Below are 24244 nucleotides of genomic sequence, written 5' to 3'. Positions count from 1 at the left end.
GCTCGACGCCGTCCTCCCCGATAAAAATTCCCCTCAGTTAAAAAACTTTCCCAAAACCCCTAGACGCCCCGCGTCCATTCCCCTATAAAGCCAACTCAGGAATATTTTATTCCTCACAAGAAAATGCGCTCACGGAACGAGCCTGCTGTCCTCTGACATTTTTTCGCTATGCGATGAGCTGCCGCCATCATCCCGAGGACGTGTCATGCAACACGAAAAAAACCATTTCATCATCAAGGTCACTTGTCCCGCGGTGTCCGGCATTGTCGCTGCCGTCACCACGTACCTGGCGGACAACGCGTGCTACATCGGGGAGATGGCGCAGTTCGATGATGACTTCAGCGGTCGCTTCTTCATGCGTGCCGTGTTCCGTTTCAACGATGGGCACGCAGGCGATCTGGAACAGATCCGCGCCGGTTTCGCCGACGTCGCCCAGGCCTTCGACATGCAGTGGGAGCTCTACGACACCCGCGAGCCGATGCGCGTGCTGCTGATGGTGAGCAAGTTCGACCACTGCCTCACCGACCTGCTCTACCGCTACCACAAGGGCGAGATGGACATGACCATCACCGCCATCGTCTCCAACCACCTCGACCTGCGGCCCATGGCCGAGCGCGAGGGCATTCGTTTTATCTACCTGCCGGTGTCCAAGGACACCAAGGCCGCGCAGGAAGCCGAGCTGATGAAGATCGTCGACGACACCCGCACCGAACTGGTGGTGCTGGCGCGCTATATGCAGATCCTCTCCGACGACCTGTGCCGGCAACTGTCGGGGCGCGCGATCAATATTCACCATTCGTTCCTGCCCGGCTTCAAAGGCGCCAAGCCCTATCACCAGGCCTATCAACGCGGCGTGAAGCTGATCGGCGCCACCGCGCACTACGTCACCAGCGACTTGGATGAGGGCCCAATCATCGAGCAGGAAGTGCAACGCGTCGACCACGTGTACAAGCCCGACGACCTGGTTGCTATCGGCCGTGACACCGAGACCGTGGCCCTGTCCAAGGCGGTCAAGTACCACCTGGGGCACCGGGTGTTCCTCAACCAGGACAGAACGGTGGTGTTCCGGTGAGCGAGCCTAAACTGATCGATGGCAAAGCCGCCGCTGCGCGGGTGCTGTTGCAGGTCCGCGAGGACGTAGCGCGTCTGCATGCGCAAGCTATTCATCCGGCCCTGGCGGTGATCCTGGTGGGCAACGACCCGGCCAGCCAGGTCTACGTGCGCAACAAGATCCTGCGTGCCGAAGAAGTGGGCATCCACTCCCTGGAGCACCGGCTACCCGACGATACCAGCACCGAACAACTGCTGATCCTGATCGGCCAATTGAACGCCGACCCGGCGATTCACGGCATCCTCCTGCAATTGCCACTGCCGGCGCAGATGGACGAACTGCGCGCCCTGGAAGCCATCGCACCGGACAAGGACGTGGACGGTTTTCACAGCCAGAACGTCGGCGGCCTCAGCCAGGGACGCGCCGTGCTCACACCCTGCACCCCCAGCGGTTGCCTGTATCTGCTGGAGCAAACCTGTGGCGACCTGCGCGGTAAACACGCGGTGGTGGTCGGTCGGTCGAACATCGTCGGCAAGCCCATGGCGGCGCTGCTACTCAAGGCCGATTGCTCGGTGACGGTGCTGCATTCGCGCAGCCACAACGCCCAGGCGCTGTGCCGCCAGGCGGATATCGTGATCGCCGCCGTGGGCCGCCCACGCTTGATCGATGCCAGTTGGCTCAAGCCTGGCGCGGTGGTGATCGACGTCGGTATCAACCGCATTGACGACGACGGCCGCAGCCGCCTGGTCGGCGATGTCGACTTCGCTGCCGCCCTGCCCCACGTCGCCGCCATCACCCCGGTCCCCGGCGGTGTCGGCCCGATGACCATTGCCTTCCTGATGAAAAACACCGTGACCGCCGCCCTTGCGCAACATCACGCCCTACGCAGCCAATCGGAGGCCGTATGCCATTCAATCTATTGAAATACGGGCTGAGTTCGGAATACCCGGTGGAGGTGGATCTGCCACCGCCCAAAGAGCTCAAGTCGAGTTACGACGTGGTGATCATCGGCGCCGGCGGCCACGGCCTGGCGACCGCCTACTACCTGGCCAAGTACCACGGCATCAGCAACATTGCCGTGCTGGAAAAGTCCTACCTGGGCGGCGGCAATACCGCGCGCAACACGGCAGTGATCCGCTCCAACTACCTGACCAGCGAAGGGGTGCGCTTCTACGCCGAGTCGGTGAAGATGTTCCAGGCGCTGTCCAATGAATTCGATTTCAACATCATGTACTCCGAGCGCGGCCAACTGACCCTGGCCCACACCGACGCCACGGTGCGTTCGTTCCGCCAGCGCGCCGAGGTCAACAAGCATTTCGGCGGGCGCACCGAGATGCTCGACCGCCAGCAGATCCGCGAACTGGTGCCCAGCCTCAACCTCGACCCCGGCCACCTGCCGGTGCTCGCCGGGCTCTGGCACATCGACGGCGCCACCGCGCGCCATGATGCAGTGGCCTGGGGCTATGCCAAGCAGGCGGCCAAACGCGGCGTGGAAATCCATCAGCTCACCGAAGTGCAAGACCTGATCATCGAGAACGGCGCCATCACCGCCGTGAAAACCAATCGCGGCACCATCCGGTGCGGCTGCGCGGTGCAGGCGATTGCCGGGCACAGTTCGCTGCTGATGGCCAAGGCCGGTATCCGCTCGCCGATCCAGACCTTCCCGCTGCAGGCCATGGTCACCCAGCCGTTCAAGCCATTCCTCGACCCGCTGGTGAGTTCCTCGGCCCTGCACTGCTACGTGCAGCAAACCAGTCGCGGCGAAGTGGTGTTCGGCGGCGGTTCCGATCCCTACCCGCTGTTCAACACGCGCTCGACCCTGGACCTCAAGGAAAGCCTGCTGGCCCATGCCATCGAGATGTTCCCGTTCCTGGCCAACGCCAAGTTGATGCGCCAGTGGGCCGGGATCACCGACATGACCCCGGACTACAGCCCAATCATGGGCCTGTCGCCGGTGAAAAATTACTACCTCGACGCCGGTTGGGGCACCTGGGGCTTCAAGGCCACGCCGATCTGCGGCAAGACCATGGCCGAGCTGGTCGCCAGCGGCGGCAAGGTGCCGGAGCTGATCAAACCCTTCGGCCTCGAACGTTTCTCGACCTTCCAGCAAGTCAACGAAATGGGCGCCACGGCGGCCAGCCATTAATGGAGAGCGGACTATGAAAATCATGATGTGCCCGCTCAACGGGCCGCGCAATATCAGCGAGTTCAGCTACGGCGGCGAGTTCAAGCCCATGCCCGATCCGGTCAACTGCAGCGACGCCGAATGGGCCGACTACGTGTTCAACACCGACAACCTCGCCGGTGTGGTGCGCGAATGGTGGATGCACACGCCGTCCAGCTATTGGTTCCTCGTCGAGCGCCACACCGTCACCGATGAAATCCAGCGCACCTTCGACCCCAGGGAAGTGTTCAACACGCGTGTCGACTTCAACACCGCCAAGGAGATCGCCGGATGAACCGCCTCCCCGCCCCCATGGGCTTGCTGATCCAGCGTGATCAGCCACTCGATTTCAGTTTCGACGGCCAACCCTACCAGGGCTTGCAGGGCGACAGCATCGCCAGCGCCCTGCTCGCCAACGGGCGCTTCCTGATGTCGCGCTCGTTCAAATACCACCGTCCACGCGGCCCGCTGAGCATGGCCGGCCAGGACGCCAACAGCCTGGTGCAATTGCCCCAGGAGCCCAACGTGCTGGCCGATGCCCACGCGCTGTCGGCCGGCCTGGCGGTGAGCGCGCAGAACGTCAATGGCACGCTGGACAACGACCGCGATGCCTACCTGGGCAAGTTCTCCAAATTCATGCCGGTGGGGTTCTATTACCGCTCGTTCTACAAGCCCAAAGGCATGTGGAAAGTGTGGGAGCCGATCATCCGTAAAAAGGCCGGCCTGGGCGTGCTCGACCTGAACTTCCAGCCCGAGTACTACGACAAGGCCTACCTGTTCACCGACCTGGCCGTCATCGGCGCCGGCCCCGCCGGTTTGCAGGCGGCGCTGACCGCCGCCGATGCCGGGGCCAAGGTGCTGCTGATCGAGCAGCAGCCGATCCTCGGCGGCTCGCTGACTTATGCGCGCTTTGATATCGCCGGCACCCGCGCCGACAGCCTGCGCCGCGAATTGCTCGGCGCGGTGCAGCAACACGCGAATATCCAGGTGCTCACCGAGGCCACCTGCAACGCCTGGTTCACCGACAACTACCTGCCGGTGATCCAGGGCAAGCGCATGTACAAGGTGCGCGCGCAGCAGTGCCTGGTGTGCAGCGGTTCGTTCGACCAGCCGGTGATCTTTCGCAACAACGACCTGCCGGGGGTGATGCTGACCAGTGCCGCGCAACGCCTGATGAAGCTCTATGCCGTCAAGCCCGGCAAACGCGCGGTGGTGCTGACCGGCAACGATGACGGCTACCTCGCCGCCCTCGACCTGCATGACCAGGGCGTGGACGTCGCCGCCGTGATCGACCTGCGTCATGCCGCCGCCGACCAGGCCCTGGCCGGCGCGCTGGCGCAGCGCAAGATCCGTTGCCTGCCCAACAGCACGGTGTTCGAGGCCTTGCATGAAAAAGGCCTGCGCCATGTGAAGGGTGTCGATGTGCGCCAGATCACCGCTCAAGGCCAGGTCAGCGACAATGGGCAGGTGATCGACTGCGACCTGCTGTGCATGTCGGCCGGCTATATGCCGGTGTACCAACTGCTGTGCCAGGCCGGCGGCAAGCTGGCCTATGAGGACTCGCGTGCGGAGTTCAGCCTCAGCGGCCTGCCGCAGAACCTGAATGTGGCCGGTTCGGTCCACGGTCGGCACCAACTGGACAATGTGCTGGTAGACGCGACCAACGCCGCCAACACCGTCGCCCTCGCCCTCGGTTTGATCACGGCCAGCGCGCCCGTACCGCTGCGCGCCGAAGCCCAGGTCAACTTCAACTGGCCGATCTTCCCGCACCCCAAGGGCAAGGATTTCGTCGACTTCGACGAAGACCTGCAAGTGGCGGATATCGTCAACGCCACCCGCATCGGCTACCGCGATGTGCAACTGGTGAAACGCTATTCCACCGTCGGCATGGGCCCGTCCCAGGGCCGCCACTCGGCGCTGCCGACCGCACGCCTGGTGGCCTGGGCGACCCAGCGCAACATCAGCGAAACCGGCGTCACCACCGCACGGCCGCCGTTTGTCGCGGAGAAACTCGCCCATGTGGCCGGGCGCGCCTTCGACCCTTACCGGCAAACGCCGATGCATGCGCGGCACCTGCAGGCCGGGGCGAAGATGATGCCCGCCGGCATCTGGCAACGCCCGGCCTATTACGGCAAGGCCGAGGACCGCGACGCCTGCATGCAGGCCGAAGCCCTGCATGTGCGCAACAAGGTCGGGCTGATCGACGTGTCGACCCTCGGTGGCCTGGACGTGCGCGGCCCGGATGCCGCCGAACTGCTCAACCGGATGTACACCTTCGCGTTTCTCAAGCAGCCGGTGGGCCGTTCGCGTTATGCGCTGATGACCAATGAACACGGGGTGGTGATCGACGACGGCGTGTGCGCGCGGCTGGCCGACAAGCACTTCTACGTCACCGCCACCACCAGCGGCGTCGACCGCATCTACCAGCAGATGCTCAAGTGGAACGCGCAATGGCGCCTGGACGTGGATGTGACCAACGTCACCGCCGCGATCTGTGCGGTGAACGTGGCCGGGCCGGATTCGCGCAAGGTACTGGAACAGCTGTGCAGCGACCTCGACCTGAGCGCCGAGGGCTTCCCTTACCTCGGTGTACGCCAGGGTACGGTGGCAGGGATCAAGGCGCGGCTGCTGCGGGTCGGCTTCGTCGGCGAACTGGGTTATGAAATCCACGTGCCTGCACGCCACGGCCTGGCGTTGTGGGATGCCTTGATGGCCGCCGGCAAAGCCTTTGACATTCGCCCCTTCGGCGTCGAAACCCAGCGTCTGCTGCGCCTGGAAAAAGGCCATGTGATCATCAGCCAGGACACCGACGGCATGACCCATCCGGCGGAAATCGACATGGGCTGGGCCGTGAGCCGTAACAAACCGTTCTTCGTCGGCCGCCGCTCGGTGGACATCCTCGAAGCCCAACCGCTGAAACGCAAACTGGTGGGTTTCAGCTTGCCTAAGGGCAGCGTGCAACCGCTGGAAGGCCACTTGGTGCTCAACGGCCCGGACATCAGCGGCAACGTCACCTCGTGTGAATACTCCGCCAGCCTGGGCCGGATCATCGGCCTGGCCTATGCCGGAATCGACCAGAGCACGCCGGGGCAACGCATTCCGATTCGCGTCGAGGGCGGCATCGTCGTCCAGGCCGAAGTGGTGCAGCTACCGTTCTTCGACCCCACCAACCAACGCCAGGAGGGTTAAGCCATGACCAGTCTGAAAGCCCACGAATTGATCACCCGGCCCTGCCATCTGGTCGACCAGACCGACCTGCCCCGGGTCGGCTTTCGCGGTGCACACAGCGCCGATTACCTCACGGCGCGCGGCTTCAGCCTGCCCGCCGCGGCCAACCAAGCCAGCGCGCAAGCGGACGGCGGTTGGGTGGCGCGCCTGTCGCAGAACGAATACCTGTTGCTGGGCAGCCCGAAGGATCAGGGCCTGCGCATCGCCGATGAAGAGGCGCGCTGGGAACTGGACCACCGCGCCCTCTACCTGCTGCCGCGCCAGGACAGTCACGCCTGCGTGTTGCTCAGCGGCGGCGCGATTGCCCAGGTGATGGCCAAGCTGTGCGGCGTCGACCTCAGTTTTCCGGCCTTCAAGCCGGGGGCGGTGGCGCAGACGGCGGCGGCGCGGATCAATGTGATCGTCATCCACTCGGGAAGCGTGGACGCGCCAGCGTTCCATATCCTCTGGGACCGCGCCTCGAAGGACTACTTCGAAGGCGCGTTAATGGATGCGTTGGAGGAGTTTGGCGGGAACGGCCTACACAGCAGATGAAGCATGCGTGCCCCCGTGGCCTAGGAACCAATGGGCATCTCATGTCGATATCGGTCAAACATGTGGGAGCGGGCTTGCTCGCGAATGCGGAGTGTCAGTCACTGTATTTAGCGACTGATTCACCGCATTCGCGAGCAAGCCCGCTCCCACATTTGAATCGCGGCGCATCAGACAGATCGCCGTCTTCAGTCGGTATAGCCTGCGTGCGCTGACGCGCCACCAGGCAGCAACCGATGAGGACCACGCCCGACAGCCCCACACGCACCCCAATTTTTTCACAAGACTAATCCGTAGTTCTGGCGCTCATCTGATCTGCTAGTGTGCCGCATGGCCAATAGCCATTTATCGCCTTTGCCTCAGTATTTATTGGTGACAAGACCAAGCACTGACGTTCATCGGGCGCTTGAAAAAGCAGTTGCATGCTTTGTATTACGGTATACCATCATACCTACAATCATATAAAAACCGCTCCACCGCCGAGGACCGTCCCATGATCGATGCCGCTATCTACAAACAAGTGATGGGTTCGTTTCCGTCCGGGGTCACCGTGATCACCACGCTCGATGACGACGGGCAAATCGTCGGGCTGACCGCCAGTGCTTTCAGTTCATTGTCGATGGACCCGGCGCTGGTGCTGTTCTGCCCCAACTACAGCTCCGACTCGTACCCGGTGTTGATCAAGAACAAACGCTTTGCCATCCATGTGCTCTCCGGCGGGCAGCAAACCGAAGCCTATGCCTTTGCGCGCAAGGGCAAGGACAAGGCCCAAGGCATCGAATGGACGCTCAGCGAGCTGGGCAACCCGATCCTGGCGAATGCCACGGCGGTGATCGAATGCGAGTTGTGGCGCGAGTATGAAGGCGGTGACCACGCGATCATGGTCGGCTCGGTGAAGAACCTCATCGTGCCCCAGCAGAACGCCGGGCCACTGGTGTATTGCCACGGCAAGATGGGCGCCCTGCCCATGCCGGCCTAAGCCACACACAAAACTTTGTGGGAGGGGGCTTGCTCCCGATGGCGGAGGAACAGCCAGCTTATCTGTAGCTGACCCACCGCTATCGGGGGCAAGCCCCCTCCCACAGTTTGATTGCGGGGTGTCAGCCCCGTCCCAGTGGCGTGAGCGACCACGCGATCATGGTCGGCTCGGTGAAGAACCTCATGCACGCTGAGGATGATCAGCACAGCCACCAAAATCACCGGTAGGCTGGCAATCACCGCAAAGGCCAGGATCAGTTTTTGTTTTATGTTCATCGAACTCACCGTCCTTGCGAGGTGAGGGTGTAACCGTTGGAGAGAAAAGTTTTGTGGATATTCCATATTATGGTATACCAACAATCAATCCGCCGAACAGTCGTTATCCAAGGCAAGCGTTACAACGGCGAGAGCACTTAAGGGCCCGCGGTCGACAGGCCGATCACAATAGATCCGAGGTAAGCGTCATGAAGTTTTCCCTGTTCGTACACATGGAACGTTGGGACGAGAGCATCAGCCACCGCCAGTTGTTCGAAGACTTGACCGAATTGACCCTGATGGCCGAAGCCGGTGGCTTCAGCACCGTATGGATTGGCGAGCACCACGCCATGGAATACACCATCTCGCCAAGCCCGATGCCGTTGCTGGCTTACCTCGCGGCCAAGACCACCACCATTCACTTGGGCGCCGGCACCATCATCGCGCCGTTCTGGCACCCGCTGCGGGTGGCGGGTGAATGCGCGTTGCTCGATGTGATCAGCAACGGCCGCATGGAAGTCGGCCTGGCCCGCGGCGCCTACCAGGTTGAGTTCGACCGCATGGCCGGCGGCATGCCCGCTTCCAGCGGCGGCCAGGCGCTGCGCGAAATGGTCCCGGTGGTGCGCGCGTTGTGGCAAGGCGACTACGCCCACGACGGTGATATCTGGAAATTCCCCACCTCCACCAGCGTGCCCAAACCCGTGCAGAAACCCAACCCGCCGATGTGGATCGCCGCCCGCGACCCGGACTCCCACAACTTCGCGGTGGCCAACGGCTGCAACGTGATGGTCACGCCGCTGATGAAGGGCGACGAAGAAGTCCTTGACCTGAAAAACAAATTCCAGACCGCCCTCGACAACAACCCCGGCGTGCCGCGCCCGCAATTGATGGTGCTGCGCCACACCCACGTACATGCCGCCGACGACCCGCAAGGCTGGAAAGTCGGGGCCAAGGCGATCTCCAAGTTCTATCGCACCTTCGATGCCTGGTTCGGCAACAAGGAGGTGCCGGTCAACGGTTTCCTGGCGCCGAGCCCGGAAGAGAAATTCGCCGCCCGCCCGGAGTTCGAGCTGGACAGCCTGCACAAGACCGCCATGATCGGCACCGCCGAAGAAATCATCCCGCGTATCCAGTACTACCAGGAACTGGGCGTGGATGAGTTCAGCTTCTGGTGCGACAACAGCCTGCCCCATGCCGAGAAGAAAAAGTCTTTGGCGCTGTTTATCGAGCAGGTCGTGCCAGCGTTTCGTTGATCGCTGAATAACCAAGCCGCTTGCCTCCTCACGGAGCAAGCGGCTTTTTTGCACCCGGCTATCATCACCCTAGCGGTAAGAGTCTATTACCGAGCTAAATGTACTAACCAGTTACTTATCTTGCTAAAATCGCGTTTTTGCCCTTCCCACTCGAGTCCTGTCGACATGAAACGAGCATCGCGCGCCACTGGCGCCTCTAGATTCCTCCTCCTGGGCCTGGGCGTGATCATCGCCCTGCTCGGCCTCGCGCTAGCCGTTGGCGGCTTCAAGCTGGTCAGCCTGGGCGGCTCCTGGTACTTCCTGATCGGCGGCGTGGTCATGGCCGTTTCCGGGCTGTTGATTGCCCAGTGCAAAACCGCTGGCGCGTGGCTGTTCGCGGCGTTCCTGGTGGGCACCGCGATCTGGGCGGTGGCGGACGTGGGGCTGGTGTTCTGGCCGCTGTTTTCGCGGCTGTTCATGTTCGCGGTGGTCGGCCTGGTGGTGGCGTTGGTGTATCCGCTGCTGGCCGGCCGACCTGCGCGCGGTGCTTATGGCGTCACCGCCGTCCTGGCGGTGGGGGTGGCGGTCGCGGCGGGCAATATGTTCGTGGCTCACCCAAGCGTAGCGCCGACAGGTAAAGGCCCTGGCATCACGCCAGTGGCCGCAGCCGATGCGCAGAAAGACTGGGCCCACTACGGCAACACCGAAGGTGGCAGCCGCTTTGCCGCGCTGGACCAGATCAATCGCGACAACATCGACACACTCAAAGTGGCGTGGACCTACCACACCGGCGACGTGGCCATCAGCGACGGCAATGGTGCCGAAGACCAACTGACGCCCCTGCAGATCGGCAACAAAGTGTTTATCTGCACGCCGCACAACAACCTGATCGCCCTGGACGCCGACACCGGCAAAGAGCTATGGAAGAACGCAATAAACGCCAAGTCGGCGGTATGGCAGCGTTGCCGAGGCATGGCGTATTTCGATGCCAGCGCGCCGATCGCACAGCCGACCCAGCCGAACAGCTCGCCGATCATCGCCGCCAGCGTGGCAGCCGGTGCGCAGTGCCAGCGTCGCTTGCTGACCAACACCATTGATGCGCGCCTGATCGCCGTGGATGCCGACACCGGCAAATTCTGCGAAGACTTCGGCACCCACGGCCAGGTGGATCTCAAAGCCGGCCTGGGCGATGTGCCCGACAGTTATTACCAATTGTCCTCGGCGCCGTTGATCGCCGGCACCACCGTGGTGGTCGGTGGCCGCGTGGCCGACAACGTGCAGACCGACATGCCCGGTGGCGTGATCCGTGGCTTCGATGTGATCAGCGGGCAAATGCGCTGGGCCTTCGACCCGGGCAATCCGGACGACAAACAAGCGCCGGCAGCAGGCAGCACCTATGTGCGCAGCACGCCCAACAGTTGGGCGCCGATGTCCTATGACCCGCTGATGAACACCGTGTTCCTGCCGATGGGCAGCTCGTCCACCGATATCTACGGTGTGGAACGCACCCAGCTCAACCACAAATACGGGGCTTCCGTGCTGGCGCTGGACGCCTCCACCGGTGCTGAAAAGTGGGTGTACCAGACCGTCCACAATGACCTGTGGGACTTCGACCTGCCGATGCAACCGAGCCTGATCGACTTCACCCCACCGGGCAGCGACAAAGCCGTACCGGCGGTGGTGATCGGCACCAAGGCCGGGCAGATCTATGTGCTCGACCGCGCCACCGGCAAGCCGCTGACCGACGTGCAGGAAGTGCCGGTCAAGGCGGCGAATATCCCCAACGAACCGTACTCGCCAACCCAGCCAAAATCCCTGGGCATGCCGCAGATCGGCGCGCAGACCCTGACCGAGTCGGACATGTGGGGCGCCACGCCTTATGACCAGTTGCTGTGCCGCATCGACTTCAAAGGCATGCGCTACGACGGCCTGTACACCGCGCCGGGCACCGACAAATCGCTGAGCTTCCCCGGCTCTCTGGGCGGCATGAACTGGGGCAGTATTTCCACCGACCCGGTACACGGTTTTATCTTCGTCAACGACATGCGCCTGGGTCTGTGGATTCAGATGATCCCATCGCAGAACAAGGCCCAGGCCACGTCCGGTGGCGAAGCGCTGAACACCGGCATGGGCGCCGTGCCGCTCAAGGGCACGCCGTATGCGGTGAACAAAAACCGCTTCCTGTCGGTGGCCGGCATCCCATGCCAGGCGCCGCCGTTCGGCACCCTCACCGCCATCGACATGAAGACCCAGAAAATCGCCTGGCAAGTACCGGTCGGCACCGTGGAAGACACCGGCCCCCTGGGCATCCGCATGCACCTGCCGATCAAGATCGGCCTGCCGACCCTCGGCGGCACGCTGTCGACCCAGGGCGGCCTGATCTTTATCGCCGGCACCCAGGACTTCTACCTGCGCGCCTTCAACAGCGGCAACGGTGACGAAATCTGGAAAGCCCGCCTGCCCGTCGGCAGCCAGGGTGGCCCGATGACCTATGTGTCGCCGAAAACCGGCAAACAGTACGTCGTGATCACTGCCAGCGGTGCGCGCCAGTCCACCGACCGTGGCGACTATGTGATCGCCTACGCCCTGCCATAACCCTGCCCTTTCGCGCGGTACCCCCGTACCGCGCGTTGTGTTTCTGGAAGACCACGCATGCCTCCTGCTTCTCACTTTTCACCCAACAACCTCGTTGGGCGCCTGCTGCTGGGCCTGGCGTTTGGTGCCGCCCTGCCCGCCCAAGCCGATGACACCACCCTGACCGGCGACTGGGGCGGCCTGCGCCGTGAGCTCGACGAGCAAGGCATCCGCTTTACCGGCGACTACAGCGGCGAAACCGCGTACAACGCCCACGGCGGCCTACACCGTTCGGCACGCTACTCGCAAAACCTCAAGCTGGGCGTGCAGTTCGACCTGGGCAAGTTGTACGGCTTGAACAACGGCGACCGCATCCAACTGACCATCAACGACCGACGCGGCAACAGCGCTTCCGAGGACCTGGTAGGCAACCGCCTGCCGATCCAGGAAAACTACGGCGGCCTCTACACCCGCCTGACCGAGTTGAGCTACGAGCGCACGCTGTTCACCCCGGCGTTGAACCTCAAGCTCGGTTATATGGCAATGGGCAACGACCTGGGCGGCCTGGACAGCGGCATCCTATGCAACTTCATGAACGCCGGTTTCTGCGGGCACCCGCTGAACATGTCCGGCGGCAGCGGCTGGACCAACTACCCGAATGCCCGCCTGGGCGCGCGGGTGAAATACGACTTTTCGCCGTCCTGGCAACTGCGCGTGGCCGCGTTCAACGTGGACCCGCAGAGTAATGGCAACGCCAGCCGCGCCTGGAAGCTGAGCCCCAAGCACACCACCGGCACGGTGGTACCGATTGAGTTGGTGTACAAACAGGCCGGCACGCTGCCGGGTGAATACAAGCTGGGCTATTACTACGACAGCTCCGATGTGAAACGCATCGGCAGCACGGAGAAGGTCAGCGGACGCGGCGGTCACTACCTGCTGATCGACCAGGCAGTCTGGGCGTCCAGCGCATCGGCAGGTCGCGTGCTCCACGCCTTCGGCCAATACTCCGCCGCCAGCGAAGCGGCCTCGCCGTTCACCAAGTGGTATGGCGCGGGCGTCGTGCTGTACAAACCATTCGAAGACCGGCCACGCGACACCCTCGCCCTGGGTTATGGCCGCGCCGTGCAGAACCCGCGCAGCCGCGATGTGCAGGAGCTGGCCGCCTTCAACGCCGGTACCAGCTACCCCAACCTCGACAACGCCGAACAACTGATCGAACTCAGTTACGGCTACCAGGCCACGCCATGGCTGAACCTGCGCCCGGATGTGCAATACATCCTCGAGCCTGGGGCGTTTTCCGGTAAGGACATCGACAACGCACTGGTATTGGGGCTGCAGGTAAAGGCGGTGTTCTGAATAAGGCTGGACCGGTGCGTGTCAGGAACCCACTTCATCGACGTATGATCGGAAGAACCAATCTGAAACATCTTCTGTGCGGTACTGGAGTCGGGTTCCGCCGGTAATTTCCGCCAGCAGTACGGAACTGTCACCGGAGTTATCGAAGATGTAGGCTCGATCACTCGCGGCAACCGCCTGCGGCAGCAGTTTCAACGATTTTATATATCGCTCACGCACTCTCTCAGGCTCAACCCCATGACCACCTTCCCGAACGCGGATTTCCACACGGTCAATGTTGATGTCTGAGTTTTCCGTTGAAACAAAATAGAGGTAGGTCCGATACCCGCGAGTCTGCGCGTCCTGCATGAACTCAACCTTGCTGGGGTGAGACATCACCGTTTCAAATGTGAAGCTCACACCTTTTTCCAGCAAACGCTGCCGGATGAAGTCAGCGATCACCGACGCAAAATACGAGTCGATCTGGACATTTCGATAGTCAACCTTAGAACCTTGCAGACCTAGCTTTTCAGCCTGGCCCATCAACCCCTTTTTAACGAGCAGATGGTGCTCGGTATGGAACGCGAGCAGTTCAGGCAGTGTAACTTCGATATCAAACGGCGAAAGATCGACGAAGCCACTGGCTTTGGCCTCTTTTTCCAGCTCGTCAGCGTTCACATACGTCTTGATTAAAGCAGGGTCCAATTCACCTTTGATCGTGCTTTTACCTGAGCCGTTAGGACCAGCAAATACACGAAGTCTAGGCACAACCACCTGCCGCATGCCTGTCGACCTTACGCACGGTGATCACTTCATCCACCGTGACTTTGCGACGTGGTTTGGCTTTCTCCACGATGATTTTGCTGCCGTCCTGCGCGACGCGGACCAAATTCCCGGCTTCAATGCATAGAACACCTCGCTGACTAACCGACAGTGCTCGAAAATACGCGGAGTGAGTGGCTTTACTCGCTTGGCTTGGAACCAAAAGTTCCAATGCCTCTATTTCGCGGTCTGAAACCTTCTTCGCTTCTTTTTTCATAGAGATTCTCCCGGCAAGCTGCACTGTTGCACCTCTGGGCTGGATGATAGCTCCGACGCCCCCCTTTAAAAAGGTTCTTCACGGAATCTCGGGAAACACAGAAACAAGAACGCCGATTTGGTTGATGATGTTCGTGCGAGCAAACACATCTAACAAACCGGCGTTCTTATGCGAGATATTAATACTTTCCTTCCCTTTTGGGAGGGCTTTTCTGTCGTCAACATCAAGCCTGACGGCGATGCCCTTCAGATCGACCTGATCCCCCATGCCACCCGGTTCCCATGTTGTGGCGGCTGTCAAAAGCTCTGCTCAACCACTCATGAGTATTGCGAGCGCATCATTCGTGATTTGCCTATTCTCGGCCATGCGGTGCGCTTGAGCGTTTTGCTCCGGCGCGTTGGTTGCCGCGATTGTGGCAAGCGTATGGAGGCCGTTAGTTGGCTGGATCGCTATGCCCGCATGACCCGGCGCCTGGCAGAGGCCGTCATTCAAGCGTGCGAGCGCCTTCCAACGCTGCACGTGGCGCAGATGTTTGGCCTGCATTGGGAGACCGTTCGTTTACTGGAGCGTCGAGCCCTGCAAGCAGCATTAAGCGTTTTGCCAAAGGCGAAACCGCGACGCTTGGTCATGGACGAGTTCGCACTCTTCAAAGGTCATCGTTATGCCACCGTTGTCCTGGATGCGGATACGCGACGGGTGCTGTGGATCGGCGAAGGCCGTAGTCGGGCGGCGGTTAGACCCTTTTTTGAAGAGCTGGGGCCCGAGGGCTGCGCGCTAATCGAAGCGGTGGCGATGGACATGAACACCGCTTTTGATCTGGAGGTTCGTCACCACTGCCCCAAAGCGCGAGTGGTCTACGACCTCTTTCATGTGGTGGCCAAATATGGTCGAGAGGTAATTGACCGGGTTCGTGTCGACGAAGCCAATCGACTGCGCCATGACAGGCCTGCACGCAAAGTCATCAAGCAGGCGCGATGGTTACTGCTGCGCAATCCTGAGAACCTGAAAAACCCAGAGCAACAGGTTCATTTGCAGGATCTGCTGGCGGCCAACCAGTCGCTGATGACGGTCTATTTAATGAAGGCTGAACTCAAAACGCTCTGGACGCCGAGCACCGCCTGGGACTGGAGATCAGCTTGGAACCAATGGCTGCGTCACGCCCATGAAAGCGAGATACCTGCCCTGATGCAGTTTGCCAAAAGACTAAAGGGTTACTGGCGAGGCATCGTCAGTCGGGTTCGCTGGCCAATGCACACCGGTCAGTTGGAAGGAATAAACAATCGAATAAAGGTGATCAAGCGTATGGCGTATGGTTACCGGGATAGCGAATTCTTTTTCATGAAGATCAAGAGCGTCTTTCCCGGTAATCCGTGAAGAACCTTTAAAAAGGGCCGTGCATCGACCTCAGCCAGCCTGGGCGTAAGCGCCTTGCTGATACTCCCGCGGCGTGCAACCAAATTCACGGCGAAACACCGTATGTAGGTACTGCGCCGACTTGAAGCCGCACTTCGCCGCAATATCAGCAATCGCCAGTTCGTGGCTTTCCAGGCCCTTGGCGGCGGCGGCGAGTTTGAAGCGCAGGATCTCGTCATGCACGCTGCACCCGCGCTCCTTGCGAAAGTGCGCTTCCAGGGATGAGCGCGACACGCCGACATAAGCCGCCACCTGCGCGGTCTTGATGCCCTGGCAGGCGTACTGGCGGATAAACAGCAGCGCCTGCATGACATACGGGTTGCCCAACGGCTGATGCAAGCTGGACGCCTGCACATTGATTGCCTCCGGCGGTACCAGGATCTGCGTGCCCGTGCAGGGTTTGCCGTGCAGCATCTGATGCAACAACGCGGCAGCCGTGCGGCCCATGGTTTCAGTGCCCTGGATCACCGAACTCAGCGGCACCCGCGTGAGGGTGCGGGTCAGCGGGTCGTTGTCGATGCCGATCAACGCGACTTGCTCCGGCACGGCAATACCGGCGGTGAGGCAGGCTTGCAGCAGTTGCCGGGCGCGGGCGTCGGTGACGGCGATGATACCGATGGGCTTGGGCAGGCTGTGCAGCCAGGCGATCTGCTGTTCCACGGCGCTGTCCCACAACGGTGCGCTGGTGCCCAGGCCGCGATACACCTCCACCGGCAAGCCGTCGCGTTGCAGCAGATGCTTGAAGGCCTTTTCGCGCTCTTGGGCCCAGCGATTGGCCTCGGCTTGCGGCAGGCTGAAACAGGCAAACCGGGTCAGCCCGGTTTCGATCAGGTGTTCATACGCCAGCTTCATCAGCGCATGGTTGTCGGTGGCCACATAGGGAATGCCCTTGGGGTAGGCGCATGCATCCTCATAGGAACCGCCCACCGCCACCACCGGCAACTTAATGTCGGCCAGCGCCTCGCCGATCAGCGGGTCGTCGAAGTCGGCAATGATCCCGTCGCCCTGCCAGCGCTCGATACCGCGCAGGCGACAGAGGAAATCCTCCTCGAGGAACAAATCCCAGGACGCGCGGGTGCTGCTCAGGTAATTGCCGATGCCGGTGATGATGCCGCGGTCGTAGATTTTGCTGCCGTTGAATAGCAAGGCGATGCGGTGGACGGGCGGTAGGGTTTTCATTGTTTTTGTCCTGAGGCCAGTGGCAACAGACTAGCCCTCGTCACTCAAAATCGCACTACACCTTGGTGATTTTCATAATCAGCAGGCCAGGTGCCGTTGCTAGTATCCAGACACCGCCAAGAACAATAAGGAAAACGCCATGCCGTACTTCCCCGGTGTCGAGAAGGTTCGCTTCGAAGGCCCCAGCAGCGATGCCCCCCTCGCCTTTCGTCACTACGACGCCAACAAGCTGATCCTCGGCAAACCGATGCGCGAGCACCTGCGCATGGCCGCGTGTTACTGGCACACCTTCGTCTGGCCCGGCGCCGATATGTTTGGCATGGGCACCTTCAAGCGCCCGTGGCAGCGCAGCGGCGAGCCGATGGAAGTCGCCATCGGCAAGGCTGACGCGGCCTTTGAGTTTTTCTCCAAGCTGGGCATCGACTACTACAGTTTTCACGACACCGACGTTGCGCCGGAAGGCAGTTCGCTCAAGGAGTACCGCAACCACTTTGCGCAGATGGTCGACCACCTGGAGCGCCATCAGGAACAGACCGGCATCAAGCTGTTGTGGGGCACCGCCAACTGCTTCAGCAACCCGCGTTTTGCCGCCGGCGCCGCCAGTAACCCGGACCCGCAGGTGTTTGCCTACGCTGCTGCCCAGGTGTTCAGTGCGATGAACGCCACGCTGCGGCTCAAGGGCGCCAATTACGTGCTGTGGGGCGGCCGCGAAGGTTACGAAACCCTGCTCAATACCGACCTCAAGCGCGAGCGCGAACAGCTCGGGCGCTTTATGCGCATGGTGGTGGAGCACAAGCACAAGATCGGCTTCAAGGGCGACCTGCTGATCGAACCCAAGCCCCAGGAGCCGACCAAGCACCAATACGATTACGACAGCGCCACGGTGTTCGGCTTTTTGCATGAGTACGGCCTGGAACACGAGATCAAGGTGAATATCGAGGCCAACCACGCGACCTTGGCCGGGCACAGCTTTCATCATGAGATCGCCACCGCCGTGTCCCTGGGGATCTTCGGCAGCATCGACGCCAACCGTGGCGACCCGCAGAACGGCTGGGACACCGACCAGTTCCCCAACAGCGTCGAGGAAATGACCCTCGCGACCTATGAAATCCTCAAGGCCGGCGGCTTCAAGAACGGCGGCTACAACTTCGATTCCAAGGTGCGCCGCCAGAGCCTGGACGAGATCGACCTGTTCCACGGCCACGTCGCCGCCATGGATGTACTCGCCCTGGCACTGGAACGCGCGGCGGCAATGGTGCAGAACGATCGGTTGCAGCAGTTCAAGGACCAGCGCTATGCCGGTTGGCAGCAGCCGTTGGGCCAGGCGGTACTGGCGGGCGAGTTCAGCCTTGAGTCCCTGGCCGAACACGCGTTTGCCCACGAGTTCAACCCGCAGGCCGTCAGTGGCCGGCAAGAAATGCTTGAAGGCGTGGTCAATCGGTTTATCTATCGGTGACATTTGCGCGACAAATCTGCGCACCGGGCGTCGAGGGACGCTCTACAGTTCTACCCGCATCACGCTGTGTCTTTCCAACAACAATAAAAGGACGCACCACCATGAAATCATTCAAACGCACGCTGCTCGCCAGCGCCCTGGCCCTGCTTGCCCTGCCGGTGATGGCCGATTCCGCCCATCCGAAAATCGGTTTTTCCATCGACGACCTGCGCCTGGAACGCTGGTCCCGCGACCGTGACTACTTCGTCGCGGCGGCGGAAAAACTCGACGCCAAGGTCTTCGTGCAGTCAGCCGATGCCAACGAGCAAAAGCAGATATCCCAGATCGAAAACCTGATTTCACGCGGCGTCGATGTGATCGTGATCGTGCCGTTCAACGCCACCGTGCTGACCAACGCCGTCGCCGAAGCCAAGAAAGCCGGGATCAAGGTGGTGTCCTATGACCGTCTGATCCTCAACGCCGACATCGACGCCTACATCTCCTTCGATAACGAAAAAGTCGGCGAGATGCAGGCCAATGGCGTGCTGCAGGCGGCGCCCAAGGGCAACTACTTCCTGCTCGGCGGCGCGCCCACCGACAACAACGCCAAGGTGCTGCGCGAAGGCCAAATGAAGGTGCTGCAACCGGCCATCGACAAGGGCGACATCAAGATTGTCGGCCAGCAGTGGGTCAAGGAATGGAACCCGACCGAAGCCCTGAGCATCGTCGAAAACGCCCTGACCCGGAACGACAATAAGATCGACGCGATAGTCGCCTCCAACGACGCCACCGCTGGCGGCGCGATCCAGGCCCTGGCCGCGCAGAAGCTGGCGGGCAAGGTGCCGATCTCCGGGCAAGACGCCGACCTCGCCGCCGTCAAGCGCGTGATCGACGGCACCCAGACCATGACCGTGTACAAGCCGCTCAAGCTGATCGCCACCGAAGCCGCCAAGCTCTCGGTGCAGCTTGCACGCAATGAAAAGCCCACCTATAGCTCGCAATACGACAACGGCAGCAAGAAAGTCGACACCATCCTGCTCACCCCGACCCCACTGACCAAGGCCAATATCGACCTGTTGGAGAAGGACGGGTTCTACACCAAAGAGCAGATCGGCGGGCAGTGACCGCCATGGCTGACTACCTGCTGCAAATGAACGGCATCGTCAAAAGTTTTGGCGGTGTCAACGCGCTCAATGGCATCGATATCAAGGTGCGGCCGGGGGAATGTGTCGGCCTGTGCGGCGAGAACGGTGCCGGCAAATCCACCTTGATGAAGGTGCTGTCGGCGGTTTATCCCCATGGTACCTGGGAGGGCGAAATCCTCTGGGACGGGCAGCTGCTCAAGGCCCAGTCCATCAGCGAAACCGAGGCCGCCGGCATCGTCATCATTCACCAGGAACTGACCCTGGTGCCGGACCTGTCGGTGGCCGAGAACATCTTCATGGGCCACGAACTGACGCTGCCCGGCGGGCGCATGAACTACCCGGCGATGCTGCACCGCGCCGAAGCGTTGATGCGTGAACTCAAGGTGCCGGACATGAACGTCGCGCTGCCGGTGTCGCAGTACGGTGGCGGCTACCAGCAACTGGTGGAAATCGCCAAGGCCCTGAATAAGCAGGCGCGCCTGTTGATCCTCGACGAACCCTCCTCGGCCCTGACCCGCTCGGAAATCGAGGTGCTGCTGGACATCATCAAAGGGCTCAAGGCCAAGGGCGTGGCCTGCGTGTACATCTCCCACAAGCTCGATGAAGTGGCAGCGGTGTGCGACACCATCACAGTGATCCGCGACGGCAAACACATCGCGACCACGGCCATGGCCGACATGGATATCCCACAGATCATCACGCAGATGGTCGGGCGCGAAATGAGCAACCTCTACCCCACCGAGCCCCATGAGATCGGCGAGGTGATGTTCGAAGCACGCCACGTCACCTGCTACGACGTCGACAACCCCAAGCGCAAACGCGTCGACGATATTTCCTTCGTGCTCAAGCGCGGGGAAATCCTCGGCATTGCCGGGCTGGTCGGCGCCGGGCGTACCGAGTTGGTGTCGGCACTGTTCGGCGCCTACCCGGGGCGCTATAGCGCCGAGGTATGGCTGGACGGCCAACTGATCGACACGCGCACGCCGCTCAAATCGATCCGCGCCGGGCTGTGCATGGTGCCCGAGGACCGCAAGCGCCAGGGCATCATTCCCGACCTGGGCGTGGGCCAGAACATCACCCTGGCCGTACTCGACACCTATGCGCACCTGACGCGCATCGACGCCGAAGCCGAACTGGGCAGCATCGACCAGCAGATCGCACGCATGCACCTGAAGACCGCCAGCCCGTTTTTGCCGATCACCAGCCTGTCCGGCGGCAACCAGCAAAAGGCCGTGCTGGCGAAAATGCTGATGGCCAAGCCCAAGGTGCTGATCCTCGACGAGCCCACGCGCGGCGTGGATGTGGGCGCCAAGTATGAGATCTACAAACTGATGGGCGCGCTGGCGGCCGAAGGCGTGGCGATCATCATGGTCTCCTCGGAGCTGGCCGAAGTGCTCGGCGTGTCCAACCGCGTGCTGGTGATCGGCGACGGCCAGTTGCGCGGTGATTTCATCAATGCAGGCCTCACCCAGGAACAGGTCCTCGCCGCCGCGCTCAGCCAAAATAATAATGATCGGAAGACCGCTTAGATGAATCAGCTCAAACAGCTGTTTACCCGCTACAAAATGCTCGCTCTGGTGATCGCCGTGGCGTTCATCTGGCTGTTTTTCAGTTGGCAGACCGAGGGCGGTTTCCTCACGCCGCGCAACTTGTCCAACCTGCTGCGGCAGATGTCGATCACCGGGATTCTGGCGTGCGGCATGGTGCTGGTGATCATCAGCGGCGAGATCGATTTGTCGGTGGGTTCGTTGCTCGGGCTGTTGGGCGGGCTGGCGGCGATCCTAGATGTGGTCTATCACCTGCCGCTGCTGGCCAACCTGAGCCTGGTGGCGTTGTGCGGGTTGATGATCGGGCTGGCCAACGGCTACATGACCGCTTACCTGCGCATCCCGTCGTTTATCGTCGGCCTGGGCGGCATGCTGGCGTTTCGCGGGATTCTGCTGGGCATCACCGGCGGCACCACGATTGCGCCGGTGTCGCCGTCGCTGGTGTATGTGGGCCAGGGGTATTTGCCGCATGCGGTGGGCATCGGCCTCGGGGTTTTGCTGTTTGCCCTGACCCTGTTCTTGACCTGGAAACAACGGCGCAACCGCGCACTGCACGGGCTGGCCGCGCATTCGTTGGTGCGCGATGTACTGCGCGTGGGGGTGATCGGCGCGGTGCTGGCCGGGTTCGTCACCACCCTCAACAGCTACGACGGCATTCCCGTACCGGTGCTGCTGTTGCTGGTGCTGCTCGGCGTGTTCAGCTACGTCACCAGCCAGACCGTCTTCGGCCGCCGCGTGTATGCGGTGGGCAGCAACATGGAAGCCACGCGCCTGTCGGGCATCAACGTGCAGGCGGTGAAACTGTGGATCTTCGGCATCATGGGCGTGATGTGCGCCCTCGCCGGCCTGGTCAACACCGCCCGCCTCGCCGCCGGTTCACCTTCAGCGGGCAACATGGGCGAACTCGACGCCATCGCCGCCTGCTTTATCGGCGGCACCTCGATGCGCGGCGGCTCGGGCACGGTGTATGGCGCGCTGCTCGGGGCGTTGGTGATTACCAGCCTGGATAACGGCATGTCGATGCTGGATGTGGACAGTTACTGGCAGATGATCGTCAAGGGCAGCATTTTGGTGCTGGCGGTGTGGGTGGATGTGAGTACGCGGGCGGGTCGGCGGTGATTCCCACTCTCACCGACACCGCATAACCCCTGTGGGAGGGGGCTTGCTCCCGATGGCAGAGTGTCAGTCACTGCATGAGTGCCTGAACCACCGCCATCGGGAGCAAGTCGAACCGTCGCACCGCCCCTCCCACATGGACCGTATTCCATTGTTTGAGCGGCGTTGTGGGTGGATGCGAGTACGCGGGCAGGTCGCCGGTGAGTCATTTGCCGGAACGCTGCACCTCCCCCATAAACTGATGCGCTTGGGCCTTGAGCCAATCAAGCAAACGGGCGATATCGGGCTTTGATTGTCGTCCGTTTCGACAAATGATGTAGTACGCAGCAGGCGACATCATTAAGGGGGCCTCCAACGCAACCAATTCACCGTCTTTCAATTGGTCATACACCAGTGCCGTCCTGCCCAACGCAATTCCGCCGCCTTTCACTGCCAAACTGATGGCCAGGCTGGAATCTGGAAAGCGCGGCCCATGGTGATACGGCGGTGCCTCTAGCCCTTGAAATGCAAACCAGCTCTCCCACCCTGGGCATACCTGATCGTCGACGCGATGAATCAGCGGGTACCGCGCTATTTCCTCCAGCGCAATATCACCATTCACACGTTTAAATTCCGGCGAGCACACGGGGAACACCGCATCGCGCATCAGCAGTTCGGCATGATGATCCGGGTAGTCGCCATACCCCATCACCACCGCGACATCGAACGGGTGAGCACTTAAGCTGGCGCTGCTTATGTCCGCGCTGGTCAACACCAGATCAAGGTTGAATGCCGCTTCGGCGTGAGCACCATGCATTCTGGGAATCAGCCAGGTTGCACAAAGAGAGGAGGTGCACGAAAGGTAAAGTGGCTGGGATCTACTCGGGTTGAGCGAATGCAGCACCGTATCCAGTTCTTTGAAAAAACCATCGGTCACTGGCAACAAGGCCTGCCCCGCTGTCGTGAGTTTGACCCCCCGCGAATGCCGCTCGAACAACTGCACCCCCCACCATTCTTCCAGGCCCGCAATTTGATGGCTGATGGCACTGGCGGTGAGGTTCAACTCGAACGCAGCACGCGCAAAACTGCCCGTTTGCGCGGCGCTGACGAAGGCTTGAAGCATGGGAGTGGGTGGCGGGCGCTGGGCCATCAGGTGCTCACTTTGATCAGGATGATCCCGCAGACAATGACGAACGCCGACAGCATCCGTCGCCAGCCGAACCGCTCCCGGAAGAACAGCGCAGCAATGATGGCGCCGATAATAACACTGGTTTCCCGCAGGGCTGAGACCTTGGCCACTGCGTCCAGCGACAACGCAAACAGGACCAAACCGTAGGACGCCAAGTAAAAAACACCGCCCATTGCGCCTACTCGCCAGTGGTCGCGCACAGCCTGGGTGAGTGCTGATCGCGTCTTGAAAAACGCCAGCATCGGAATCGGAATGCTCTGGAACAGCGTGAGGTAGATGATGTACTGCAGCACCGTCTCACTGGCTCTTACACCTTTGGCATCCACCACCGTGTAGGACGCGATGAACACCCCCGCACACACGGCCATCAGAATTGGTTTGAACATCTGCGCGGTCATCCTGCGCACAAACGTCAGGCTGATGATCCCCGCGCAAATCAGCAGCACTCCCGCCATCGACGGGAACGATAGCTGTTCATGCAAAAGGAAGTAGGAAAACAGCGCAACCAACACCGGCGGCACGCCGCGCATCACCGGGTAGACCTGGCCGAAGTCGCCCGTTTCATAAGCCTTGATCAGGAACAATCGATAGACCGTATTGAGCATCACAGAAATCAGCACATAGCCCCACACCTCCAGGCTCGGTACGTTGACCAACGGCAGCGCCGCCAGGCAGATCACTAATGCGGTGCCATCGACCATGGCCAAGGTCATGAAACGGCTGCTGCCGGCACGGACAACGGCATTCCAAGTGGCGTGCATGAAGGCGGAGACCAAGACCAGGGTGATGGCTATGTTGGCGTTGTCCATGAGGGCTCGGCTTTTGAGTGGGTATAAAGGTCGCGCGCCATGCGT

General features: G+C 61.3%; 21 protein-coding genes. 15 read left to right on the top strand and 6 right to left on the bottom strand.

Translation table 11 applies throughout. The features are described 5' to 3' along the window. The first annotated feature begins 205 nt into the window (after positions 1–205). From purU to P3S72_RS11835, 7 genes are all read left to right on the top strand, one after another. The gene (gene purU / locus P3S72_RS11865) at positions 206–1072 is read left to right on the top strand and encodes a formyltetrahydrofolate deformylase (RefSeq protein WP_247405642.1); all 867 of its coding nucleotides are present in this window, start codon (positions 206–208) and stop codon (positions 1070–1072) included. Then, on the top strand, positions 1069–1974 hold the full coding sequence (gene folD, locus P3S72_RS11860; RefSeq protein ID WP_276197471.1) for a bifunctional methylenetetrahydrofolate dehydrogenase/methenyltetrahydrofolate cyclohydrolase FolD: 906 nt from the start codon (positions 1069–1071) through the stop codon (positions 1972–1974). The genes purU and folD overlap by 4 nt, the downstream gene beginning before the upstream one ends. Beyond that, entirely contained in the window at positions 1956–3197 is a 1242-nt protein-coding gene (locus P3S72_RS11855; RefSeq protein ID WP_276197470.1) for an FAD-dependent oxidoreductase, read from the top strand. The genes folD and P3S72_RS11855 overlap by 19 nt, the downstream gene beginning before the upstream one ends. A gap of 13 nt (positions 3198–3210) precedes the next feature. After that, positions 3211–3510, top strand: a complete 300-nt coding sequence (locus P3S72_RS11850) for a sarcosine oxidase subunit delta (protein WP_276197469.1) — start codon at positions 3211–3213, stop codon at positions 3508–3510. Further along, positions 3507–6404 (top strand): 2Fe-2S iron-sulfur cluster-binding protein, encoded by a 2898-nt coding sequence (locus P3S72_RS11845; protein ID WP_276197468.1) that lies wholly within the window; start codon positions 3507–3509, stop codon positions 6402–6404. Before P3S72_RS11850 ends, P3S72_RS11845 begins: the two co-directional genes overlap by 4 nt. Positions 6405–6407: 3 nt before the next feature. Beyond that, entirely contained in the window at positions 6408–6977 is a 570-nt protein-coding gene (locus P3S72_RS11840) for a sarcosine oxidase (protein ID WP_276197467.1), read from the top strand. Positions 6978–7467: 490 nt separating this feature from the next. Beyond that, on the top strand, positions 7468–7953 hold the full coding sequence (locus P3S72_RS11835; protein ID WP_010566648.1) for a flavin reductase family protein: 486 nt from the start codon (positions 7468–7470) through the stop codon (positions 7951–7953). Here the strand turns inward: P3S72_RS11835 and P3S72_RS11830 are convergent. Further along, entirely contained in the window at positions 7950–8228 is a 279-nt protein-coding gene (locus P3S72_RS11830; protein ID WP_276197466.1) for a hypothetical protein, read from the bottom strand. The two genes, P3S72_RS11835 and P3S72_RS11830, sit on opposite strands and share 4 nt — an antisense overlap. Positions 8229–8416: 188 nt before the next feature. On the opposite strand from P3S72_RS11830, the gene P3S72_RS11825 reads away from it, so the two are divergent. From P3S72_RS11825 to P3S72_RS11815, 3 genes are all read left to right on the top strand, one after another. Next, positions 8417–9460 (top strand): LLM class flavin-dependent oxidoreductase, encoded by a 1044-nt coding sequence (locus tag P3S72_RS11825; protein WP_276197465.1) that lies wholly within the window; start codon positions 8417–8419, stop codon positions 9458–9460. A 165-nt stretch (positions 9461–9625) separates the two neighbouring features. Beyond that, positions 9626–12034, top strand: coding sequence for a glucose/quinate/shikimate family membrane-bound PQQ-dependent dehydrogenase (locus P3S72_RS11820; RefSeq protein ID WP_276197464.1), 2409 nt, complete (start codon positions 9626–9628; stop codon positions 12032–12034). 57 nt (positions 12035–12091) lie between these two features. After that, the gene (locus tag P3S72_RS11815) at positions 12092–13369 is read left to right on the top strand and encodes a carbohydrate porin (protein WP_276197463.1); all 1278 of its coding nucleotides are present in this window, start codon (positions 12092–12094) and stop codon (positions 13367–13369) included. Between the two features lie 21 nt (positions 13370–13390). Here the strand turns inward: P3S72_RS11815 and P3S72_RS11810 are convergent, their stop codons facing one another. Further along, positions 13391–14122, bottom strand: coding sequence for a zeta toxin family protein (locus P3S72_RS11810; RefSeq protein ID WP_276197924.1), 732 nt, complete (start codon positions 14120–14122; stop codon positions 13391–13393). After that, positions 14109–14387 carry a hypothetical protein gene (locus tag P3S72_RS11805; protein ID WP_276197462.1) on the bottom strand — a complete coding sequence of 93 codons (279 nt, stop codon included), beginning with the start codon at positions 14385–14387 and terminating at the stop codon, positions 14109–14111. The genes P3S72_RS11810 and P3S72_RS11805 overlap by 14 nt, the downstream gene beginning before the upstream one ends. A gap of 168 nt (positions 14388–14555) precedes the next feature. Between P3S72_RS11805 and P3S72_RS11800 the strand changes: the two genes are divergently transcribed. Beyond that, positions 14556–15761 carry an ISL3 family transposase gene (locus tag P3S72_RS11800; protein WP_276192863.1) on the top strand — a complete coding sequence of 402 codons (1206 nt, stop codon included), beginning with the start codon at positions 14556–14558 and terminating at the stop codon, positions 15759–15761. A gap of 30 nt (positions 15762–15791) precedes the next feature. Here the strand turns inward: P3S72_RS11800 and P3S72_RS11795 are convergent, their stop codons facing one another. After that, positions 15792–16979 carry a XylR family transcriptional regulator gene (locus P3S72_RS11795; protein WP_276197461.1) on the bottom strand — a complete coding sequence of 396 codons (1188 nt, stop codon included), beginning with the start codon at positions 16977–16979 and terminating at the stop codon, positions 15792–15794. A gap of 139 nt (positions 16980–17118) precedes the next feature. Between P3S72_RS11795 and xylA the strand changes: the two genes are divergently transcribed. The 4 genes from xylA (at position 17119) to P3S72_RS11775 (ending at position 22225) form a co-directional block, all read left to right on the top strand. Then, entirely contained in the window at positions 17119–18435 is a 1317-nt protein-coding gene (xylA, locus tag P3S72_RS11790; RefSeq protein WP_276197460.1) for a xylose isomerase, read from the top strand. Positions 18436–18536: 101 nt separating this feature from the next. Continuing rightward, the gene (xylF, locus tag P3S72_RS11785; RefSeq protein ID WP_276197459.1) at positions 18537–19538 is read left to right on the top strand and encodes a D-xylose ABC transporter substrate-binding protein; all 1002 of its coding nucleotides are present in this window, start codon (positions 18537–18539) and stop codon (positions 19536–19538) included. 5 nt (positions 19539–19543) lie between these two features. After that, positions 19544–21088: a D-xylose ABC transporter ATP-binding protein gene (xylG, locus tag P3S72_RS11780; RefSeq protein WP_276197458.1), complete on the top strand. Its 1545-nt coding sequence runs from the start codon at positions 19544–19546 to the stop codon at positions 21086–21088. After that, the gene (locus P3S72_RS11775; RefSeq protein ID WP_276197457.1) at positions 21089–22225 is read left to right on the top strand and encodes a sugar ABC transporter permease; all 1137 of its coding nucleotides are present in this window, start codon (positions 21089–21091) and stop codon (positions 22223–22225) included. 202 nt (positions 22226–22427) lie between these two features. Here the strand turns inward: P3S72_RS11775 and P3S72_RS11770 are convergent, their stop codons facing one another. Further along, positions 22428–23351 carry a LysR substrate-binding domain-containing protein gene (locus tag P3S72_RS11770; protein ID WP_276197456.1) on the bottom strand — a complete coding sequence of 308 codons (924 nt, stop codon included), beginning with the start codon at positions 23349–23351 and terminating at the stop codon, positions 22428–22430. Further along, positions 23351–24199: an EamA family transporter gene (locus P3S72_RS11765; protein ID WP_276197455.1), complete on the bottom strand. Its 849-nt coding sequence runs from the start codon at positions 24197–24199 to the stop codon at positions 23351–23353. Before P3S72_RS11765 ends, P3S72_RS11770 begins: the two co-directional genes overlap by 1 nt. Between the last annotated feature and the right edge of the window lie 45 nt (positions 24200–24244).

It is taken from the genome of Pseudomonas sp. D3 (assembly GCF_029320995.1).
GTDB classification, from domain to species: Bacteria; Pseudomonadota; Gammaproteobacteria; order Pseudomonadales; family Pseudomonadaceae; genus Aquipseudomonas; species Aquipseudomonas paraveronii.
Note: the sequence above shows the minus strand (reverse complement) of the source record. Positions and strands in the feature narration are given on the sequence as shown.

Bases quoted from the DNA above. Each gene is read 5' to 3' on its own strand.
- P3S72_RS11795 (WP_276197461.1), bottom strand. From the start codon at position 16,979: ATGAAAACCCTACCGCCCGTCCACCGCATCGCCTTGCTATTCAACGGC.
- xylG (WP_276197458.1), top strand. From the start codon at position 19,544: ATGGCTGACTACCTGCTGCAAATGAACGGCATCGTCAAAAGTTTTGGC.
- P3S72_RS11830 (WP_276197466.1), bottom strand. From the start codon at position 8,228: ATGAACATAAAACAAAAACTGATCCTGGCCTTTGCGGTGATTGCCAGC.
- P3S72_RS11765 (WP_276197455.1), bottom strand. From the start codon at position 24,199: ATGGACAACGCCAACATAGCCATCACCCTGGTCTTGGTCTCCGCCTTC.
- P3S72_RS11775 (WP_276197457.1), top strand. From the start codon at position 21,089: ATGAATCAGCTCAAACAGCTGTTTACCCGCTACAAAATGCTCGCTCTG.
- P3S72_RS11805 (WP_276197462.1), bottom strand. From the start codon at position 14,387: ATGAAAAAAGAAGCGAAGAAGGTTTCAGACCGCGAAATAGAGGCATTG.
- P3S72_RS11770 (WP_276197456.1), bottom strand. From the start codon at position 23,351: ATGGCCCAGCGCCCGCCACCCACTCCCATGCTTCAAGCCTTCGTCAGC.
- P3S72_RS11825 (WP_276197465.1), top strand. From the start codon at position 8,417: ATGAAGTTTTCCCTGTTCGTACACATGGAACGTTGGGACGAGAGCATC.
- xylA (WP_276197460.1), top strand. From the start codon at position 17,119: ATGCCGTACTTCCCCGGTGTCGAGAAGGTTCGCTTCGAAGGCCCCAGC.
- xylF (WP_276197459.1), top strand. From the start codon at position 18,537: ATGAAATCATTCAAACGCACGCTGCTCGCCAGCGCCCTGGCCCTGCTT.
- P3S72_RS11815 (WP_276197463.1), top strand. From the start codon at position 12,092: ATGCCTCCTGCTTCTCACTTTTCACCCAACAACCTCGTTGGGCGCCTG.
- P3S72_RS11835 (WP_010566648.1), top strand. From the start codon at position 7,468: ATGATCGATGCCGCTATCTACAAACAAGTGATGGGTTCGTTTCCGTCC.
- P3S72_RS11845 (WP_276197468.1), top strand. From the start codon at position 3,507: ATGAACCGCCTCCCCGCCCCCATGGGCTTGCTGATCCAGCGTGATCAG.
- P3S72_RS11820 (WP_276197464.1), top strand. From the start codon at position 9,626: ATGAAACGAGCATCGCGCGCCACTGGCGCCTCTAGATTCCTCCTCCTG.
- P3S72_RS11800 (WP_276192863.1), top strand. From the start codon at position 14,556: ATGCGAGATATTAATACTTTCCTTCCCTTTTGGGAGGGCTTTTCTGTC.
- purU (WP_247405642.1), top strand. From the start codon at position 206: ATGCAACACGAAAAAAACCATTTCATCATCAAGGTCACTTGTCCCGCG.
- P3S72_RS11855 (WP_276197470.1), top strand. From the start codon at position 1,956: ATGCCATTCAATCTATTGAAATACGGGCTGAGTTCGGAATACCCGGTG.
- P3S72_RS11840 (WP_276197467.1), top strand. From the start codon at position 6,408: ATGACCAGTCTGAAAGCCCACGAATTGATCACCCGGCCCTGCCATCTG.
- P3S72_RS11850 (WP_276197469.1), top strand. From the start codon at position 3,211: ATGAAAATCATGATGTGCCCGCTCAACGGGCCGCGCAATATCAGCGAG.